Raw genomic sequence first — 18,719 nt, 5'->3', positions numbered from 1 at the left:
AATATGCGCCTTGTATGGGTCGCGGCGGCACTGCTGTTGGTGGGGCTGCTGCTCAATGCCCTGAGTCCGATTCTGATGCCGTTTGCCATCGCGGCAGTGCTGGCCTACATGGGGGATCCGTTGGCAGATCGCCTTGAGGCGAGAGGGGTAGGGCGCACGGCCGCCGTGGTAATCGTTTTTTGCTCCCTCAGCTTTTTCTCTCTGCTGATGATTCTGATTACGCTGCCATTGCTGCTCGATCAGACGCAGCTGTTAGTGCAGCGACTATACGATCTGGTGGCCTGGGTGCAGGAGTCTGCGCTGCCCGGGCTACGAGAGTATCTGGATTTACCCGAGCAGGCTCAGCCGATGGATACGGCCAAAGAGGCCATCAGCAAGCACTGGAGTGCAGCGGGTGGTGTCTTTGTCTACCTGTGGAAGAAGATCAGCGGCTCGGGCCTGGCGCTGATGGCGTGGATCGCCAACCTGACCTTAATTCCTGTTGTGACGTTTTATCTGCTGCGCGACTGGGATGTGATGATTGCCGCGATCCGGAAATTGCTGCCGCGTTCGCATGAGGCGCTGTATGTTGAGGTGGCCAGGCAGTGCGACGATATTCTCGGCGCCTTTGCCCGTGGGCAGTTTCTGGTCATGCTGTCACTGGGAGCTATTTATACCATCGGCCTGTTTATCCTGGGGCTGGATTTGGCCTTGGTGCTGGGTTTGATGGCTGGCTTGGCCAGTATCGTGCCTTATCTGGGCTTTATTGTGGGTATCGCCGCCTCAGGGCTGGCAGCGTATTTCCAGTTTGATCTTTCCTGGCAGTTGTTGGGTGTGGCTGTCGTCTTCGGAATCGGACAAGTACTGGAGAGCGTCTTCCTTACGCCAACGCTGGTCGGCGACAAGGTTGGCCTGCATCCGGTTATGGTCATTTTTGCCGTGCTGGCCGGCGGACAGTTATTCGGTTTTCTGGGGATATTGCTGGCGCTGCCGGTGGCATCAGTGCTCAAGGTCATGGCGACCTATCTGCATGCCTGGTATGTGCGCAGCGAGTGGTACCGGGAAGGGGGCGACTTCGCTATTCTCGACGACGACCACGATGAGACGGACGAGGCGTGATGGAGCGGGGGCAATTGCCACTGGCGTTGAGTCTGGATACCGAGGCGACTTTCGAGAACTACTATATTCCGCAAAGTCAGCAGCTTGTGGTCAACCAGCTTCAGGCTGTTGCGGATGGGCAGGGCGAAAAACACCTTTTTCTTGCTGGTCGTACTGGCCGTGGCCATCTGCTGCAGGCATGTTGTCACCGTGCCAGCGCGCTGCAGCGCGATGTCCGCTATATTCCGCTTGAGGATGTCCGCGACTATCCGGCAGACGCGGTATTGGAAGGCATCGAGCAGAGTGAGCTGATTTGCCTGGACAATCTTGATGCCATTGCCGGCAATCGGGACTGGGAAGTGGCGCTGTTCTCGCTCTACAACCAAAGTCTCACGAATCGTTGCCAGCTGGTTTTTGCCGCGGCCCAAGTCCCGTCTGCGATTGCCTTTTATTTGCCTGATCTGGCCTCTCGCCTGAGGAGCTTTAGTGTCTACCAGATCACAGAACTCGACGACGAAGAACGTATCCGGGCGCTTCAGCACCGGGCGTCGGCGTTGGGCATGAAGGTAAGTCAGCCCGTCGCGGAGTATATCTATCGACGCTGTCAGCGGGATTTGCACAGTTTATTTCGGGTGTTAACCGAGCTCGATAGACACAGTCTTGCGCAGCAGCGCCGGCTTACAAAGCCCTTTGTTAAAGAAATTATGTGTTGGTGACGGGAACTTTTCTGTAATTACGGGTTCTTGACGTGTGACGCAATTTTGCCGATTACGCTTGTCTAACAAGTGCTTAAGCGTTTACATGCAGCGGTAAAATTACTCAAACGCGCAGCTGCAAGAAACAGTTTGCGTGGTATTCTTATCCCAAGGCCTGATAAACCAAGGTCGGACGGAAGAACTAAGTGATAAATCAGGGGGAGTTACAATGCGTAAACAATTGATGGGTGCAGCCGTTGCCGCGGTCATGATCGCGCCTGCTATGGCCGCTGATGCGGTTGGCAATAACAAATGGTACCTGAACGCCGGTGTTGGTTATCACCTCTTTGACGGCCTGTGGGATCTTGATTCCGAAGCTGCAGCGGTACTGAGCGTTGAGCGCCGCCTTGAGAATAACTGGGGTGTTGAAGTCAGCGGTACCTACGCTGAAGCAGATAACAGCTTCGGTAATACTGCTGGCGACGCTGAGGTGTCTTTCTTCTCTGTGAACGGTATCCGTTATTTCCCGGTTGCCAACGACAAGCTCGAGCCCTATGCGGCAGCGGGTCTGGGCATGGGTATCTTTAACCCAGACGTCGTTCGTGAAGAAGAAATTACCCAAGGTAATGTCGGTGGTGGTGTTCGCTACGCACTGAGTGGCCCGCTGGCTCTGCGTGCCGATGCGCGTTACTACTACGGCTTCGACCACGAAACCAACGACGGTGTTATCACCATCGGTCTGAGCTACGCGCTGGGTAGCCAGGACAAGCCTGCTCCGGCACCGGCTCCAGAGCCTGTGGTTGATGACTCTGACGCCGATGGCGTTGTCGACAGCATGGACCAGTGCCCGGGCACGCCCGCTGGCATCGCGGTTGATGCCAAAGGCTGTGCACTGGACAAAGATGGTGACGGTGTACCTAACTACCGTGACAAGTGTCCCAACACACCTGCGGGTCGTCAGGTAGACAAGTTCGGTTGTAAATTTGTACTGAAGCACACCGAGTCCATCAAAATGGACGTGAAGTTTGCGTTGAACTCTGACGCAATCCCCACTTCTGAAATGAGCGAGCTGAAGAAAGTTGCTGATTTCATGAAGCAATTCGGTGGTGTTAAAGCTGTTGTGGAAGGTCACTCTGACAGCACGGGTGCAGCCGCTTACAACAAGCAGCTGTCTCAGCGTCGCGCTGACGCAGTCCGCAACACGCTGGTTAAAGAGTTCGGCATCGATGCTAGCCGTCTGAGCGCGGTAGGCTACGGTGAAGAGCGTCCGATTGCGGACAACAGCACGAAGGAAGGCCGGAAAGCCAACCGTCGTGTTGTTGCTGTGATGGAAGCAGAAGTGGCTAAATAAGCCCTCACTCTTGAGCACGAAAAAAGGGTCCCACACGGGGCCCTTTTTTTATGTCTTGTAAAACGCTGTTCGCAACATGCGGCGGCTTAGCGAAACCTTTCAGCCGAGTGATCGCGGTTGAAGCAGATAGACGCCACCGCCGGGCAGGTTCTTCGCGGATTTTTTGGCTTCACTCGCCAGACTGCTGACTTCATGTGCGTCTCTTGCCCCGGCGCAGCCGATGGTGACGATGCCAATGGACAGGCTCATGGTAGAGAAGAAGGCGCCTTTTCCCTTGCGATCATGCGACCAGATGCCGCCGAGCTGCTGGTGCTCTGCCGTGTAGAGTTGGGCTGCCTCGTTGGTAAATGTCTGGCAAAGCTCTTCACAACGAAGCTGGAAATCGGGCGATTGAGATACCGCAATAAAATCATCGCCACCGACGTGGCCCACAAAGTCGCAGTCGTCGCTTAACTCTTGAAGTTGGCGAGCGAGGATGGAAATGGCTTTGTCACCCATCGCATAGCCATAGGCATCGTTGTAGGCTTTGAAGTCATTGATGTCGCAGTAGGCAACGGCGAAGTCCGCATTGCTTATCAGCAGGGCTTCGATATGTTCATTGATGGGCACATTGCCCGGTAATCCGGTTAGCGGGTTGGCGTAGCGGGCATTGCGAATCTGTTGGTCAGTAATGCGGCGAAGCAGGTCACTGGTGCGAACCGTGCCGAGGTAGCGACGCCGATCGACGGCAATAAATTCCTGCGCCAGATTGCCACGCGAAGCGTCGGTCAGTTGGTAGCTGACATCCTCGAGTAACGTTGAGTGTTCAACAATAACCGTATCGCGCTCCATGAAATGAGCGACGGTTTTGCGTCCGTAGAGTTCGCGTCCAAAATCACTGCTGAATACTTCCAGTGCGCGCCGACGGGTAATGGCGCCCACAGCCATGCCATCTTCTATCAGCGGCAGACTATCGAGTTCCGGGTGCTGCTGGAAATACCGAACGATATCTTCCATCCGCGTGTGCTGGGGTAGCGCGGCGGTGGGGCGGATCAGCGAGGCAATACTGTGATCACCGGGGGGCTCTGCTGCGGTGTTCGGCTGGCGGGGGCTCATCAGCTGCGGGGGCAGCGAGTGGAGTAGCTGGCCGGGGCGCTGAAAATAATAGCCCTGCATCAGGTCTATCCCCAGTTCCTGCAAGCGGAGGGCTTCTTCTGGGCGCTCAACTCCCTCGGCAATCAGCGTGGTGCCAAGGTGTCTGGCCAGCGCGATAAGGCTGCTGAGCAGCGCGCATTTGTCGGGGTTTCGATCGATATACTGGCAGAAAAAACGGTCTATCTTGACGTAGTCGCTGCGCAGTAACAGCCAGCGCTGCAAGCCGGAATGTGCAAGGCCGAGGTCGTCGATCGCAATGCGGATGCCGTCTTTTCGCAATTCGCGTATGGCGTCATTCAATGCATCCGTATCGCAACATCCGTGCTGTTCCGACAGCTCGAGCACCAATCGTGAATGTCGTGAGGCCAGTGATCGGCTGTAATGTTGCAAGTGCTGCCGATGGCTTGCGTCCAGAAGCAGTTGGCTGTTTACATTCACGAACAGCAAGCTTTCATCGCGAGTAAAGCGTCGGCAGGCAAGCTCCGCGCAGTGCTGTTCCAGATGCAGCCCCCAGCCGTTTTCGTAGGCATGTTCAAACAGCGCTTGGGGGTGATGGAGGGGGCCTTCAGGGCCCCTGGAAAGCGCCTCATGACCGACAATCCGGCCCTGGCGGAGGTCGACAATGGCCTGAAACTGCGTGGAAATCGGTGGTGGAGCGGGGTAGTGGGTGGCGGCTGAGCCCTGCATGATACATATCTGACATTACGGCTTCGTAGCAACAGGGTGGCAGGGCTCAATGACAGCTTGATGACGCGAGTCAGTGTGGCCCTACTGAAAGCGCCAGTATCATGCTCAGCTCGCTCAGTGTGCGACCACTGTCTGCCCTCAACTCGTTGAATGCGTTCTGCACTTTCAGCAAATCCCGCTTGGCGGTAACTTGAGGCTTGTCGATGATGCCTTCGGCTCGCAGCGCCGTGCACACATCGCGGCTGAGGATGAACGTGTCTTTACCTGAAAAGCGCAGAAAATACTGCCCACTATTGCCGCCCAGGCGGCTGCCATGCTTTTTCAAATAGGCCCACAGGCCGATAATGTCGTCACTAGGCCACTGTGCGAGAAATGCCCCGACTCCGCCATATTCTCGCTGTAAATCCGTGACCAGCAAGGCATTGTCCTGTACGGCCTTAACCTTGCTCAGGTTGCGGATAATGCGCGTATCGCTAGCCATATCTTCGATCTGTTCCGGTGAGCGCGATGCCACCCACACCGGCAGAAAACCATTAAAGACCGTTTCGAAGCCCTGCCATTTCTGCTCCACCACCCGCCAGACGAAACCGGCGCGAAAAATACAGGCCGCCATTTCGGCCAGGTAGCGATCATCGCCCTGGGCGCAGAGCTGCTTGTCGGACTTGGCTACCGGGAGGCGTGCCTCCAGACTGGCGAGATTACCCTGGTAGCTTACGGCCCGCTCCAAATAACGCTGATAAAGGCTCTTCATGCTGTGGCTCCACATTGTTGTTGGCCTCATGCAGACGGATGATTGGGACTCAACCGGCCGGAGGCTACCATGTCCGGCAACGATAATACGTAATACGCCTGAACAGTGCAGCACGTACTCAACGGGCCTAACGCCGGAATTATAAAACAATGACAGAGAAAAACTGGGACTACAGCGTCGATGTACTGGTCGTCGGCAGCGGTAACGGCGCCATGACTGCGGCGCTGAGCTGTTACGAGATGGGCTTGAAAGATGTACTGCTGATTGAGAAGTCCGATAGGGTTGGTGGCACCAGTGCGACCTCTGGCGGCGGCGTATGGATTCCCAACAACCGCTATGCCAAGGCAGCCGGTGCTCAAGACAGTATCGAAGACGCAAAGAAGTATCTGCTCAATACCACGCCGGAAGGGGCGGTTCCCGAGGAAATGGTGGACGCCTATCTGGAAAACGGCCCGAAAATGGTCGATTTCCTCCACGAGCGCAGCGATGTTCGCTACGAGACGCTCGAACACTATCCTGATTACTACACCAATGTGGACGGCTCGCGCACGGGGCATCGCTCGATGGAGCCGGAGCGTTTTGACTCTTCGCTGCTGGGCGACGATGTGAAACGCCTGCGTCCCTCACACCACATGATGCGCCTGTTTGACCGCATTTACTTTACCCAGGTAGAAGCTGCACTGCTTACCGTACAGGGGCCGGGTTGGATCAAACTGACCATGAAACTCATGGCCAGTTATTTCCTTGATTTTGCTTGGCTGCTGCGCGGCAGAAAGACCAGCCGGAAGGTCTGTACCGGTGCTGCGGGTGTCGCGCGTCTCTGGTACTCACTGAAAAAGCGGGATATTCCCCTGTGGACCGAGAGTCCTATGGTGGCACTGCTCGATGACGAGGGACGCGTTGTGGGCGCCGAGGTGAAAAAACAGGGTAAAACACTGCGCATACAGGCGCGCAAGGGTGTGATTCTGGCGGCGGGCGGTTTCGAACGGAATCAGGCCATGCGTGAGCAGTATCTGCCCAAACCGACCAGCACGGCCTGGAGTGGTGGGGTGGAAACCAATACCGGCGACGCCATTGTTGAAGGGCAGCGGCTGGGTGCGGCAACGCGACTGATGGACGGCGCCTGGTGGTGTACGACCATTTCTGTGCCCGGTGAACCGGCGCCGCGATTGAGCATCATGGAGAAGTCTTTCCCCGGCTCATGCGTGGTGAACATGAACGGTGAGCGTTTTGCCAATGAATCGCAGAACTACATGGCCTTTCAGAAAGATCTGTATAAGGTGCACACCGACGACAACCCCTGTTCGCCGATGTACCAGATTTTTGATGCCCGCTTCCGCCGCGATTATATCGTCGGTCCGTTGATGACCGCGCAGCTCAAACCAGACTGGACCATCCCCAAAGACTGGTTTGAAAGTAAACTGGTGGGTAAAGCCGGCAGCGTTCGGGAGCTGGCCCAGCAGCTTGGCATCAATGCCGATAATCTGGAGAAAACGGTTGAGAAAATGAACGGTTACGCGAAAACCGGCAAAGACCTGGATTTCCAGCGCGGTGATTCTGCTTATGACCGGTACTACGGTGACCAGCGTTTCCAGCCTAATCCCTGTCTGGGGGCTATTGATGAGGCACCGTTCTACGCTATTCGCGTTGACGCTGGCGACTTTGGTACCCAGGGCGGTTTGGCGACCAACCCCAATGCCCAAGTAACGAAGGAAAACGGTGAGCCGATTGAAGGCCTCTACGCGGTCGGTAACTGCAGCGCGGCCGTGCTGCCAACGTATCCGGGACCGGGGTCTACACTGGGGCCCGCCATGACCTTCGCCTATCAGGCGGCCAAGCATCTCAGCGGCTTTAAAGACTGATACCCTCTCGCGGCGACCCACTCGGGTCGCCGCAATGTTTCCGCAACAAAAACGTCCCGAAAATGTAGCAGTGCCCCCATAAGCTCATTCGCTTCTGGATGAAGAGATAGCTGTGGAGGAAACATGCGTTTTAATAAGAATGCGATCGTAACGGGTTTGCTGCTGGCTTCATCGGTCATGCTGGTTGCCTGTGACGGTGACGATGGCCGCGACGGTGCCCGTGGTGAAGTGGGGGCGCAAGGCCCGGCTGGAGATCAAGGCGCTACGGGAGATCAAGGTCCTGCAGGTGATCAGGGCGCAGCAGGCAGCAATAGCCTGGTGAAGCAGACCACTCTGGCGGTGGGTAATGAGCAATGCTTTGCCGGCGGCTTGCGCATCGACTCCGGTGTCGACAGCAACAACAATGGTGAACTGGATGACGCCGAGATCAGCGAAAGCTCGCTGCTGTGTTCACCTACCCAGTTGAATGACGCGAAGAATTTTAATCGCATCGCCAGTTTCCCGGTGTGTCTGCAGCAGGACGTGAACTGTGACGACGATACGACCACAGCGTCTGAGATTGTTGCGGCGAGCAGTGATGGCAATACCCTGATCTACACTGACAGCCCTCTCGAAGCTATCGGCTTTATTTATATCAGTAACCCCGAAGCACCTACGGCATTGGGCACATTGCCCCTGAGCGGCGAGCCCACGTCGGTTGCGGTGAAAGGCGACTACGCATTGGTGGGGGTGAATACCTCTGCCGATTTTGTGAATACCAGTGGTGAGCTTGCGATCGTCGATATTGCCAGCCGCGTTATTGTTCACACCTTGGCTCTGGCTGGGCAGCCCGATTCCGTGGCCGTCAGCCCCGACGGCCAGTATGCCGCTGTGGCCATTGAGAACGAGCGGGATGAAGACCTGGGTGATGGTGCGCCGCCGCAGCTGCCTGCGGGCAGTCTGGATATTGTCGACATCGCGGATGCGGATGTGAGCAACTGGGGCGTACGCAATGTGGCCATGACCGGTCTGGCAGCGTTGTATCCCACCGATCCCGAGCCCGAGTATGTGGACATCAACCGCGATAACATCGCGGTGGTTAGTCTGCAGGAAAACAACCACCTCGTATTGGTGAATCTGGCTGATGGCAGTGTGGTGAATCACTTCAGCGCGGGTAGCGTCGATCTCGATATGATTGATGCCACCGAAGAGGATGTCGGCCTAGTTGATCAATCCGAGTCACTCAGTGACGTGCTGCGCGAGCCCGATGGCGTCACCTGGCTGTCTACCGATTACTTTGTTACTGCCAACGAAGGTGACCTGGACGGTGGCAGCCGTGGCTTCAGCGTATTCGATACCTCCGGCGAGGTGATTTATGAGAGTGGGAATACGCTGGATCACCTCACTGCGCGCTATGGTCACTACAACGAAGGTCGCTCCAAGAACAAAGGTAACGAGCCTGAGAATGCCGAGTTCGCCGTCTTTGGCAGCGAGCGCTATCTGTTTGTTAACTCCGAGCGTTCCAGTGTGGTGTTTGTCTACGACGTCGCCGACATGACAAAGCCGATGTTCAAACAGATGCTGCCGGCGGCTATGGGGCCGGAAGGCGCACTGGCTATTCCCTCGCGGAACCTGCTGGTGGTGGCCAGTGAGGAAGATGCTCGCGACGATAAAATCCGCTCAGCGGTCAACATCTATCGCTACGACAGCGCACCGGCACAGTATCCTACGCTGGTATCGACCGATCGCGAGAACGGCACGCCGATTCCCTGGGCGGCAATGTCCGGGCTGGCCGTTGATGGCGAGCGAGCAAACCGCGTTTACGCGGTTGAGGACAGCTTCTTCCAGCGCAGCCGTATTTTCGATATTGATGTCAGCAGCCATCCTGCCCGTCTGGACCGTGAAATGCGCGTAATGGACAGCAACGATGTGCTCAGCACCATGCCCGCCGCCGCGCTGGCAGATGCCACTGTGGACGACGATGATGCCAGCCGAGTCAGTGTTTTTGACGTGGCGGATCGCGCGGCGCTGCTTAATGGCGACAAGACCGTCAACCTCGATCTGGAAGGCATTGCGCAGGCCAGCGATGGCGGTTTCTGGCTGGTTTCTGAAGGTGCGGGAACCATTGGTGATAGCGATCGCCCGATCAATAGCCTGAATATGCTGATTAAAACCGACGCCAGCGCGGTGATTGAGCGTGTAGTGACGCTGCCCGATGCGGTCAATGCGCTGCAACAGCGCTTTGGGTTTGAAGGCGTAGCCGAGCAGGATGGTAAGGTCTATGTCGCCATGCAGCGCGCCTGGCAGGGTGAGACCAATCCACGTATCGCTGTGTACGATCCGGTCGCGGACAGCTGGAGCTTCCTCTACTATCCGCTGGATGCTCGGGAATCCCAAGCTGGTGGTTGGGTTGGCCTGTCTGAAATCACGGCCCTGGGCGGCGGCAAGTTCATGCTGGTTGAGCGCGACAATCAAGGTGGCCCAGATGCGGCCATCAAGCGCCTGTATCAGATTGACGTTACCGGCCTTAGTGATGGCGATACTCTCAGCAAGACCCTGCTGCGCGATCTGATGCCGGATCTGGCGGCTCAGGGTGGTCTGGTGCCCGAGAAAATCGAGGGTGCTGCGGTACTGAAGAACGGTGACGTCCTGATCATCAACGATAACGATGGCGTGGATGACAACAGTGGCGAAACCCAGTTGCTCAATCTGGGCGATATCCTGCCCTAAGCGACAATAAGTCCAGCAACACGTCTTAAGCCCGCCTCAGAGCGGGCTTTTTTGTGCCTTTTGGTGATGTCTGTGCCGATCTCCGGCTCCAGTTGCTATAGTACGTTCCCTGAATGACTTGATGATTCCCAAGGAGTTTTACCCTGTGAGTGAGTGGACTCGGCAGAGTTGGCGCGAGCATATAGCCCTGCAGCAACCCCAATACCCGGATAGCGGCGCGGTCAATCGCGTGGAAGAACAATTGGCAGCGATGCCGCCCCTGGTGTTTGCCGCCGAGACGCGCGCCCTGCACGCACAGTTGGCCGAGGTTGCGGAAGGGCGCGCCTTCCTGCTTCAGGGCGGGGATTGTGCCGAGAGCTTTGCCGAATTTTCCGCCGTGAATATTCGCGACACCTTCAAGGTGATTATGCAGATGGCGATCGTACTCACCTATGCGGGGCGTTTGCCGGTCGTCAAGGTGGGCCGACTGGCAGGACAGTTTGCCAAACCGCGCTCTGCCGATATGGAATCGCGAGACGGACAGTCGCTGCCCAGCTATCGCGGCGATATTGTCAACGATGCGGCGTTTACCGCCGCCGCGCGCGTGCCGGACCCGGAGCGCATGATTCGCGCCTACCACCAGTCTACTTCGACATTGAACCTGCTGCGCGCTTTTGCCAGCGGGGGGCTTGCCGACCTGCATCAGGTCAATCAGTGGAACCTGAGCTTTCTGGCGTCAAATCCGCTGCGCGAGCGTTATGAGGCGGTGGCGCACAGTATTCAGGATGCTCTGGCGTTTATGGAAGTCTGTGGCATTAACAGCGACAACACGCCGACCTTGCGCGAGACCCACTTATACACTTCTCACGAGGCGCTGCTGCTCAACTACGAGGAGGCGCTGACCCGCCAGGATCACCTCACGGGCGATTTCTATGATTGCTCGGCACATATGCTGTGGATTGGCGAACGCACCCGTCAGCTTGATGGCGCCCATATTGAGTTTTTCCGCGGTCTGAAAAATCCGCTGGGCGTGAAGATCGGGCCGTCAATTGAAGAGGATGAGCTGATTCGTCTCATCGATGCGATGAATCCGGAGAACATTCCGGGACGCCTGACGCTGATCAGCCGGATGGGCGGTAATACCCTCGCTGAAAAACTGCCCGCACTGGCGCGCCGGGTTCAGGCCGAAGGGCGCACGGTGGTGTGGTCCTGCGACCCGATGCATGGCAATACGGTGAAGGCGGGCAATGGCTACAAAACACGCTCGTTTGACCGCATTCTGGATGAGATTCGTCAGTTCTTTCTGGCCCTGCGCGGCGAGGGCGCACATCCCGGTGGGATTCATCTGGAGATGACCGGTCAGCACGTGACTGAGTGTGTGGGCGGGGCCTACCAAATCTCTGAAGACGACCTCAAAAAGTGTTACCAAACCCAGTGCGATCCACGCTTAAATGCCGATCAGGTACTGGAGTTGGCTTTCTGTGTTGCTGACTTCCTGCGCGAAGAAAAGCGCTGAACACCACCACGATAATGGATACGACAATGACCGCTAAACGTTGCCTGTTACTGCTGCTCTGTCTGGGGCTGTGGGCCTGTGAGTCCACCTATTACAACGCCATGGAGAAAGTCGGCATTCACAAACGGGATATATTGGTCGATCGGGTAGAAGATGCCCGCGATTCCCAGCAGGATGCCCAGGAAGAATTCCGCGATGCCCTCAGCCAGTTTCGCTCGGTGGTCAGTTTTGACGGCGGTGATCTCGAAAAGCTCTACGATCGCCTGAATGCCAGCTACGAAGACAGCGCCGCTGCGGCGGACGATATCCGCGAGCGTATCGACGCCGTTGAAGGGGTGGCGGAGGCCTTGTTTGAGGAGTGGGAAGAAGAGCTTTCGCTCTACAGCAATGCTCGCTTGCGCGCAGAGAGTGCGTCGAAGCTGCGAGAAACCCAGAGTCGCTACCGCCGTTTGCGCGATAGCCTGCGCCGCTCCGAGAAAAGCCTTGATCCGGTATTGGCGACGCTGCGCGACAATGTCCTCTATTTGAAGCACAACCTCAATGCCTCGGCGATCAGCGCCATCAAGGGCGAATTGACAGTGATCGACCGTGATGTCACTGCTCTGATCGCTAGAATGGACGAGGCGATCAGCGAGTCAGAGGGCTTTATTGCGCAGTTGCGTTAGGCAGTAAAGGAATGTCCGAATTTCTAAATACTCTGTCCGTAGGGCCTCTGTCGGCCGGGAGGCCCAAGGCACTACTCTGAGCACCGTATAACGTCCCAATAACAAGGTGCAGCACTATGTCATCACCGGAACACAGCGGCGCGGAGACTCCGCTGTCTTGTGAGTACGCAATTATCGGAACAGGCTTTGCCGGCATTGGCATGGCCATCGCGCTGAAAAAGCAAGGGCGCGATGACTTTGTGATTATCGAGCGCGCAAAGGATGTCGGGGGAACCTGGCGGGATAATCATTACCCCGGCGCGGCCTGTGATGTGCCTTCACATCTCTACTCCTTTTCCTTTGAGCCCAACACCGAGTGGTCGCGGGTGTATCCCAGTCAGCCTGAGTTGCACGCCTATCTGCGTGATGTGACTGATCGCTGGACGCTGCGGCCGTACATCCGCTTCGAGCAAGAGCTGCAGGAGGCCCGCTTTGACGAGGCGACACAGCGCTGGTCCATTCGCTGCAACAACGGACTGTTGCTGTCTGCGCGGGTACTGATCAGCGGCAACGGCGGGCTCGCCGAGCCCAAGCTGCCGTCGATACCGGGTGTGGAGAGCTTTGCCGGGCATCATTTTCATTCTGCCAACTGGGACGACAGCTACGACCTCAAGGGCAAGCGGGTGGCGGTGATTGGCACCGGCGCGTCCGCCATTCAATTTGTGCCAGAAATCGCTGACAAACCCGATCAGCTAGACGTGTATCAGCGCAGCCCCAACTGGATTCTCCGGCGTGGAGACCGTCCCTATAAAAGCTGGGAGAAATGGATTCTACGCAATGTGCCCGGTGCGCGTCTGGCGCTGCGGGCTGCCATCTACTGCTGGAACGAACTGCGGGTACTCGGGATGGTGATACACCCGTCGATCATGCGGCTGTTTGAGCGTGGGGCATTGGCACACATCCGACGCCAGGTTGCCGATCCGGCCCTGCGCGAAAAAGTGACACCGAACTATCCGATTGGCTGCAAGCGTATCCTGATTTCAAACGACTGGTATCCCGCCTTGCAAAAGCCCAATGTTGCACTGCTGACGGAGGGTATTGGTGAGATTCGTCCACACAGCATTGTCGACAGCAAGGGTGCTGAGCGCCCGGTGGATTGCCTGATTTTCGCGACCGGTTTCCACGCAACGGAGAGCCCGATAGCCGGGCGTATTTTCGGGCGCAATGGTCAGAGTCTGGCCGAGGCCTGGCGCGATGGCGAAGAAGCCTATCTGGGCACCACGGTGCACGGTTTCCCCAATCTCTTCCTGATCGTTGGCCCGAATGTCACCTTGGGACACAGCTCCATGGTGTACATGATCGAGACACAGATTCAGGCGATCAGCCGCCTGCTGAATGCCAGTGAAGAGCGGGGTGGGGCCGTGCTGGAAGTGCGCGATGAGGTTCAGGCGCGCTTCAATAAACGTCTTCAAGAGCGGCTTGCCGGATCAGTTTGGGCCAGTGGCTGCAATAGCTGGTACCAGCACCGCAGCGGGAAGATTACCCAGCTTTGGCCGGACTTTACCTTCCGTTTCCGTTCAGCTCATCGCGAGTTTAACGCGGACGACTACCGCTTTTATTCTGACGCCAAATAGCGATGCGGCAGGCGGCCTGATGAAGCCTGCCGTATAGGAGTAACAATAATGATAAATGGAAAACTGGCCGAGCTTGCGCTCACGGCCGAGCGATTTAGCTGTGGCCTACGGCGCCATCATTGCGAGGTGGACGGACACCGCTGGCACTATCTTGAGGGTGGTTCAGACACGGCGGAGACCTTGGTGCTGTTGCATGGTTTCGGCGCGGATAAAGACAACTGGAACCGCTTTGCGGGCGCTCTGCGACGCGATTACCACATTCTGGTTCCCGACCTGCCGGGCTTTGGCGAGAACGCCTGTCTGCCCGGCCAGGACTATTCTATGCGCGCGCAGGCCGAGCGCTTGCACGCCTTTCTGCAACGTCGAGGCGTCAGTCGCTGTCATCTTGCGGGAAGTTCTATGGGTGGTCACCTGTCAGCGATCTATGCCTATTTGTACCCGGAGGCTGTCATGTCGGTCGGCCTGTACAACAACGGCGGCATCAAGGCGCCACAGCCCTGCAAGATGGAGCTGGCGTTGGCTGAGGGAGAGAACCTGCTGTTGGTGACGTCCGAAAAGGACTTTGAGCGTCTGATCGCACTGGTCTGCGAGAAGAAGCCGTTTATTCCCGGCCTGGTGCGACGTCATATGGCGAGGGCCGCCATGGCAAGACGCAATTGCATCGCCGGTATTTTCACCCAGTATCAGCGGGAAATTTACGGCGGATTGGAGACTGTCCTCGACAAGCTCAGCCAGCCGGTATGGGTGGTGTGGGGCACGCAGGACCGCGTGCTGGAAGTCAGCAGTTGCGAGGTCATGAGGCCGTTACTGCCATCAGCCGAGTTTGACATTATGGATAACACGGGGCATCTGCCCATGCTGGAACGTCCGAAGCTCTGTGCGCAGCGCTATCGGGATTTTCTTCGTCGTCGCGCTCAGGGCTAGCGACTTTTAGCGGGTCTGGTGGCGCCGCCGAAAGCTGCCGGGGGTCTCGTCGGTCATGCGCTTGAATGCCTGCGAGAAGCTGGAACCGTCTGCGTAGCTCAGGCGCTCGGCAATCTGTTCGATACTCAGTGGCGTGCCACGCAGCAGCTCCTCAGCCAGGGTCTGGCGAATCTCATCGCTGAGCTGACGGAAGGAGCTGCCTTCGGCGTCGAGCTTGCGGCGCAGTGTGCGCGATGTCATGTGCAGGGCTGACGCCACGGCTTCCATATCCATTTGCAGTGAACGCTGCTGCAGGAGCAGGTCGCGCACTTTGCCCGACAGACCGCGTCGTGCATTGCGCGTGCTCAACAATTCTCCGCATTGTTTCGCGAGTAGATTCGCGGTGCTGGCATTGCCCATCACGCGGGGAACGTCGAGCACGGTATTGGATATCTCGAAGAGATTGCTGCCGGCATTGAAGTGCAGTTTGCCGGGGAAGGCGCGCCGGTATTCCTCCAGATACGGGGGTGGCCCGTGGCGGAAACGAATTTGCTCGACAGCATCCGGTTGCCCCAGCAGCTCTCCCAGAATCACCGCGGCTGCCGCCATATCCCGTTCCAGACAAAAACGCTGAACATCCTGAGGGATACCTTCGTCGTCGAAGGCAATGGTTGTCTTTTCGCGGTCCATGGAAATATTGAACGGCGCAAAAACAAAGGTCAGTTCCTGAAAATTGCGGGCCAGCTCAATGGCCTGACGGGCATTGGGGCTGCTGGCAATGGCGAAACCCCAGATTCCGTAGGTGGAAAGCTGGTAGCGTTGCCCGGCATGCAGCGCGAGTTCGGGGTTGTTGGGAAGCGCCCGTATCAGGTTGCGGACAATCGTGAGCTCGGACTGTGCCTCGACCACGGTCTCGGGATTGTAGAGTTGCTCCTCGCTAATCCCGCTATTGTGCAGCAGTTGCTGGCGAGAGACACCGCGCTCCTCTCCGAGCGCAACCAGCAATTGGGCACTCATTACACTGCGGCAGAAATCCCAGCGATACATGTGTCTCGGCTCCTTTGCTTATTACTGTTATGCGTCTTGCAGAGCGCGGCTATCATAAACTGGCGGCAATCAGCGGCGAAATGTACCGAACTGGCGGCGTCCGCGTGCTGTGATCATCCCCGCAAGGCGACAAAGTTGTCCGTAGATTGCGACAAATGTCCGAAAATCTCAATTGTTTGTGCTGTAAACTTTACTCGCCGCGCCTTACCCGTGTCGGCATAAAACAATGATAACGATGTTGTCGGTCTCCCTGCCGACGCAATCAAATGGAGTGGCATCTATGTTGTTCTACTCATCGGCCATGCGCCGACTTTTCGCTCGTTCAAGTTTGGCGATTGCTGTCAGCGCAGCATGCGCCGCCAATGCGGCTCCGGTACTGGAAGAAGTGCTGGTAACCGCGCAGAAACGCGCCCAGAGCGCCCAGGATATCCCTGTTGCGGTTACCGGCCTGGGTGGCGATCAGCTCGACAAACTGGGTTTTGAAAATGCCACCGATGTCTCGGCGCAAGTGCCGAACATGCAGGTGAGCGGCCCCTACGGCGATGTGCAGCCGATCTTCTCGATTCGCGGCGTCAGCATGTCGGATTACAGCTCCAACCAAGCCAGCCCCATTGGTGTGTATGTCGACGAAGCCTATCTCGGCCCGGTATACAGCCACGGTGCCAACTTTTTTGATATAGAGCGGCTGGAAGTCCTGCGTGGCCCGCAGGGGACGCTGTACGGTAAGAACACCACGGGTGGTGCCATCAATATCATTACCCGTACTCCCGGCTTTGATGAAGGCCCCAGTGCCTATGTCAAACTCGGTGCGGGTAAATACGGTGCCACCACTGCCGAGGCGGCAGGTGAGATGGAATTGATTCCCGGCGTGTTGTCCGGTCGTATCGCCGCCAGTGCCAAACGCAATGACGGCTACGTAGAAATCGTGGGCAAAGACGCCAACGGCGCGCAGACGGATTTTCTCGGTGGGCGCATGGTATTGAATTGGCGCATCAATGAATCCTGGGACGCGGTACTGCGCTATACCAAGTCCGGCAACGATTCGCTGAGCACACCGCCGCGCAATGAACCGCGTACCGATGTGCGGGGTCCGCTGCAAGGCGACTCCAACGGCTATATCGACTATATCGGCTATTCCCGCCCCAGCCGTGGTTTGGACTTCCATGAAACGGAAGCCAACCGTGTTGGCGCGCTGGTGACCAATACCGATCTGGCGGTGTTGACGGTGAACTACAACGCCGACAACTACACCCTGACCTCCGTCACCTCTTACCTGGATGCCGACTACTCTCAGGCGGCGGATACCGATGGCAGCCCCAATGGCCTGCTGGAAATTACCTGGGGTTCCGACTCGATCAGCTACAGTCAGGACCTGCGCTTCACGTCGAACTTCGACGGCATGTTCAACATTATTGCCGGTGTCTTCTACAGTGAAGAAACCATGGATATGCACAACCTCTACGATATTTACGACCAGATCCCCGATCTGCGCGTAGGGGTCTCCAGACCGGACAATATCCCCATCTTCCCGTATCTGCTGGACTTCGGTCAGTTGGATCAGCGCATGATTACCGAGAAGACCAGCGCAGCGGCATATACCCAGATGCGCTTCGACTTCACGGCCAACTTCGGTATGGATCTCGGCCTGCGTTATACCCGTGATGAGAACCGCCTGACCTACCTGAATATTTCTCGTCTGACCAACGACGGAGAGCCTGTCGGCTCCTACGTGCCGGGCAATAATACCGGTGTCGACAATGGCTGGATTACGCTGCCGCTGACGATTACCGACCTGCAGGATCTGCTGTCTGATCCGCTGGGTTCGCTGGCCGAGTTGCTGCAAGTCGGCTATACCCACGGTCCCTACACGACCGCGTCGGCCAAACAGCTTGAGGCCGTCGAGAACGAGTGGACCGGGAAACTCGGTCTGGACTATCGCTTCAACGATGAGTGGATGGTGTACACCAGCATCAGCCGTGGTTATCGGAGTGGCAGCTTCAACGGTGGCGTGTATTACGAGGAGCGCCCCCTGGAAACCGCCTATGCGGCGCCGGAATACATCGATGCCTACGAAGTGGGCTTCAAGGCCGACCTGTTTGAAAACAGCATGCGTTTGAACGTGGCTGCGTTCCTCTACGACTACACCGATCAGCAGTTCATTAACGTGGTGAACCTGTCGAACTTCCTCGAGAATGCCGGCGGTTCAAGCATTCAAGGGGTCGAAGCCGAGTTGTGGGCGCGCGTGACCGAGCGCTTGACCTTGCAGCTGGCGGTTGGCTATCTCGAGACGGAGTACTCGGAGTTGACGCTGGCGAATACCGAAACCATTGCCGACACCGACGATACGGTTGATCTGGCTGGCAACGAGCTGATTTCTGCGCCGAAGTGGAACTACAGCATCTCTGCCGACTACGATCTGCTGGTATTGGAGTCGGGCTATCTGAGTCTGAACGTGAACGCCAACTTCCAGGACGATCAGTGGTACAGCGCGTACAACGACGACAATGGCTATGGAGAGATCGGTCAGGATGCCTACTGGCTCTACAATGCGCGACTGAGCTGGTATGCCAGCGATGACAGTTACAGCATCTCTCTCTGGGGCAAGAACCTCGCCGATGAGGAGTACGATGTCTACGCCATCAACCTGCAGGCCGGTTTTGGCTTTGACCAGTACTTGGCTGGCGAGCCCCGCAGCTACGGTGCAGAGGTCACTCTGCGCTTCTGATTCAC

The 18,719-nt window shown here is 57.1% G+C and carries 13 protein-coding genes; 10 read left to right on the top strand and 3 right to left on the bottom strand.

Features of this window, described 5'->3' with window-relative positions; genetic code table 11:
* The first annotated feature begins 3 nt into the window (after positions 1-3).
* The 3 genes from G411_RS19220 (at position 4) to G411_RS0103635 (ending at position 3,123) form a co-directional block, all read left to right on the top strand.
* Complete coding sequence (locus G411_RS19220; RefSeq protein ID WP_022957815.1) at positions 4-1,098, top strand: AI-2E family transporter; 1,095 nt, start codon at positions 4-6, stop codon at positions 1,096-1,098.
* Positions 1,098-1,793, top strand: coding sequence for a DnaA regulatory inactivator Hda (gene hda / locus G411_RS0103640; RefSeq protein ID WP_022957814.1), 696 nt, complete (start codon positions 1,098-1,100; stop codon positions 1,791-1,793). Before G411_RS19220 ends, hda begins: the two co-directional genes overlap by 1 nt.
* Positions 1,794-2,001: 208 nt before the next feature.
* Positions 2,002-3,123, top strand: a complete 1,122-nt coding sequence (locus G411_RS0103635) for an OmpA family protein (protein WP_022957813.1) — start codon at positions 2,002-2,004, stop codon at positions 3,121-3,123.
* A 99-nt stretch (positions 3,124-3,222) separates the two neighbouring features.
* Here G411_RS0103635 and G411_RS19215 read toward each other — a convergent pair whose 3' ends face one another.
* Both G411_RS19215 and G411_RS0103625 read right to left on the bottom strand, forming a co-directional pair.
* Positions 3,223-4,944, bottom strand: a complete 1,722-nt coding sequence (locus G411_RS19215) for a bifunctional diguanylate cyclase/phosphodiesterase (RefSeq protein WP_022957812.1) — start codon at positions 4,942-4,944, stop codon at positions 3,223-3,225.
* Between the two features lie 70 nt (positions 4,945-5,014).
* Entirely contained in the window at positions 5,015-5,695 is a 681-nt protein-coding gene (locus G411_RS0103625) for a DNA-3-methyladenine glycosylase I (RefSeq protein ID WP_022957811.1), read from the bottom strand.
* 149 nt (positions 5,696-5,844) lie between these two features.
* Here G411_RS0103625 and G411_RS0103620 point away from each other — a divergent pair, with 149 nt between their 5' ends.
* The 6 genes from G411_RS0103620 (at position 5,845) to G411_RS19205 (ending at position 14,963) form a co-directional block, all read left to right on the top strand.
* Positions 5,845-7,557 (top strand): FAD-binding protein, encoded by a 1,713-nt coding sequence (locus G411_RS0103620; protein ID WP_022957810.1) that lies wholly within the window; start codon positions 5,845-5,847, stop codon positions 7,555-7,557.
* A gap of 123 nt (positions 7,558-7,680) precedes the next feature.
* A complete protein-coding gene (locus G411_RS0103615) occupies positions 7,681-10,266 on the top strand; it encodes an esterase-like activity of phytase family protein (RefSeq protein ID WP_022957809.1) in 2,586 nt (861 codons plus the stop codon).
* A 145-nt stretch (positions 10,267-10,411) separates the two neighbouring features.
* A complete protein-coding gene (locus tag G411_RS0103610; protein ID WP_022957808.1) occupies positions 10,412-11,761 on the top strand; it encodes a class II 3-deoxy-7-phosphoheptulonate synthase in 1,350 nt (449 codons plus the stop codon).
* 26 nt (positions 11,762-11,787) lie between these two features.
* A complete protein-coding gene (locus G411_RS0103605; protein ID WP_022957807.1) occupies positions 11,788-12,426 on the top strand; it encodes a DUF2959 family protein in 639 nt (212 codons plus the stop codon).
* A gap of 116 nt (positions 12,427-12,542) precedes the next feature.
* Positions 12,543-14,039 (top strand): flavin-containing monooxygenase, encoded by a 1,497-nt coding sequence (locus G411_RS19210; RefSeq protein ID WP_022957806.1) that lies wholly within the window; start codon positions 12,543-12,545, stop codon positions 14,037-14,039.
* Between the two features lie 48 nt (positions 14,040-14,087).
* Positions 14,088-14,963: an alpha/beta fold hydrolase gene (locus G411_RS19205; RefSeq protein WP_022957805.1), complete on the top strand. Its 876-nt coding sequence runs from the start codon at positions 14,088-14,090 to the stop codon at positions 14,961-14,963.
* A gap of 6 nt (positions 14,964-14,969) precedes the next feature.
* Here the strand turns inward: G411_RS19205 and G411_RS0103590 are convergent, their stop codons facing one another.
* A complete protein-coding gene (locus G411_RS0103590) occupies positions 14,970-15,989 on the bottom strand; it encodes an AraC family transcriptional regulator (protein WP_022957804.1) in 1,020 nt (339 codons plus the stop codon).
* A gap of 280 nt (positions 15,990-16,269) precedes the next feature.
* Here G411_RS0103590 and G411_RS0103585 point away from each other — a divergent pair, with 280 nt between their 5' ends.
* Positions 16,270-18,714: a TonB-dependent receptor gene (locus tag G411_RS0103585; RefSeq protein ID WP_022957803.1), complete on the top strand. Its 2,445-nt coding sequence runs from the start codon at positions 16,270-16,272 to the stop codon at positions 18,712-18,714.
* Positions 18,715-18,719 lie beyond the last annotated feature (5 nt).

It is taken from the genome of Spongiibacter tropicus DSM 19543, from assembly GCF_000420325.1.
GTDB lineage: Bacteria > Pseudomonadota > Gammaproteobacteria > Pseudomonadales > Spongiibacteraceae > Spongiibacter > Spongiibacter tropicus.
Note: the sequence above shows the minus strand (reverse complement) of the source record. Positions and strands in the feature narration are given on the sequence as shown.

Coding starts and splice junctions, on each gene's coding strand:
- G411_RS19220 (WP_022957815.1), top strand. CDS start 4: ATGCGCCTTGTATGGGTCGCGGCGGCACTGCTGTTGGTGGGGCTGCTG.
- hda (WP_022957814.1), top strand. CDS start 1,098: ATGGAGCGGGGGCAATTGCCACTGGCGTTGAGTCTGGATACCGAGGCG.
- G411_RS0103635 (WP_022957813.1), top strand. CDS start 2,002: ATGCGTAAACAATTGATGGGTGCAGCCGTTGCCGCGGTCATGATCGCG.
- G411_RS19215 (WP_022957812.1), bottom strand. CDS start 4,944: ATGCAGGGCTCAGCCGCCACCCACTACCCCGCTCCACCACCGATTTCC.
- G411_RS0103625 (WP_022957811.1), bottom strand. CDS start 5,695: ATGAAGAGCCTTTATCAGCGTTATTTGGAGCGGGCCGTAAGCTACCAG.
- G411_RS0103620 (WP_022957810.1), top strand. CDS start 5,845: ATGACAGAGAAAAACTGGGACTACAGCGTCGATGTACTGGTCGTCGGC.
- G411_RS0103615 (WP_022957809.1), top strand. CDS start 7,681: ATGCGTTTTAATAAGAATGCGATCGTAACGGGTTTGCTGCTGGCTTCA.
- G411_RS0103605 (WP_022957807.1), top strand. CDS start 11,788: ATGACCGCTAAACGTTGCCTGTTACTGCTGCTCTGTCTGGGGCTGTGG.
- G411_RS19210 (WP_022957806.1), top strand. CDS start 12,543: ATGTCATCACCGGAACACAGCGGCGCGGAGACTCCGCTGTCTTGTGAG.
- G411_RS19205 (WP_022957805.1), top strand. CDS start 14,088: ATGATAAATGGAAAACTGGCCGAGCTTGCGCTCACGGCCGAGCGATTT.
- G411_RS0103590 (WP_022957804.1), bottom strand. CDS start 15,989: ATGTATCGCTGGGATTTCTGCCGCAGTGTAATGAGTGCCCAATTGCTG.
- G411_RS0103585 (WP_022957803.1), top strand. CDS start 16,270: ATGTTGTTCTACTCATCGGCCATGCGCCGACTTTTCGCTCGTTCAAGT.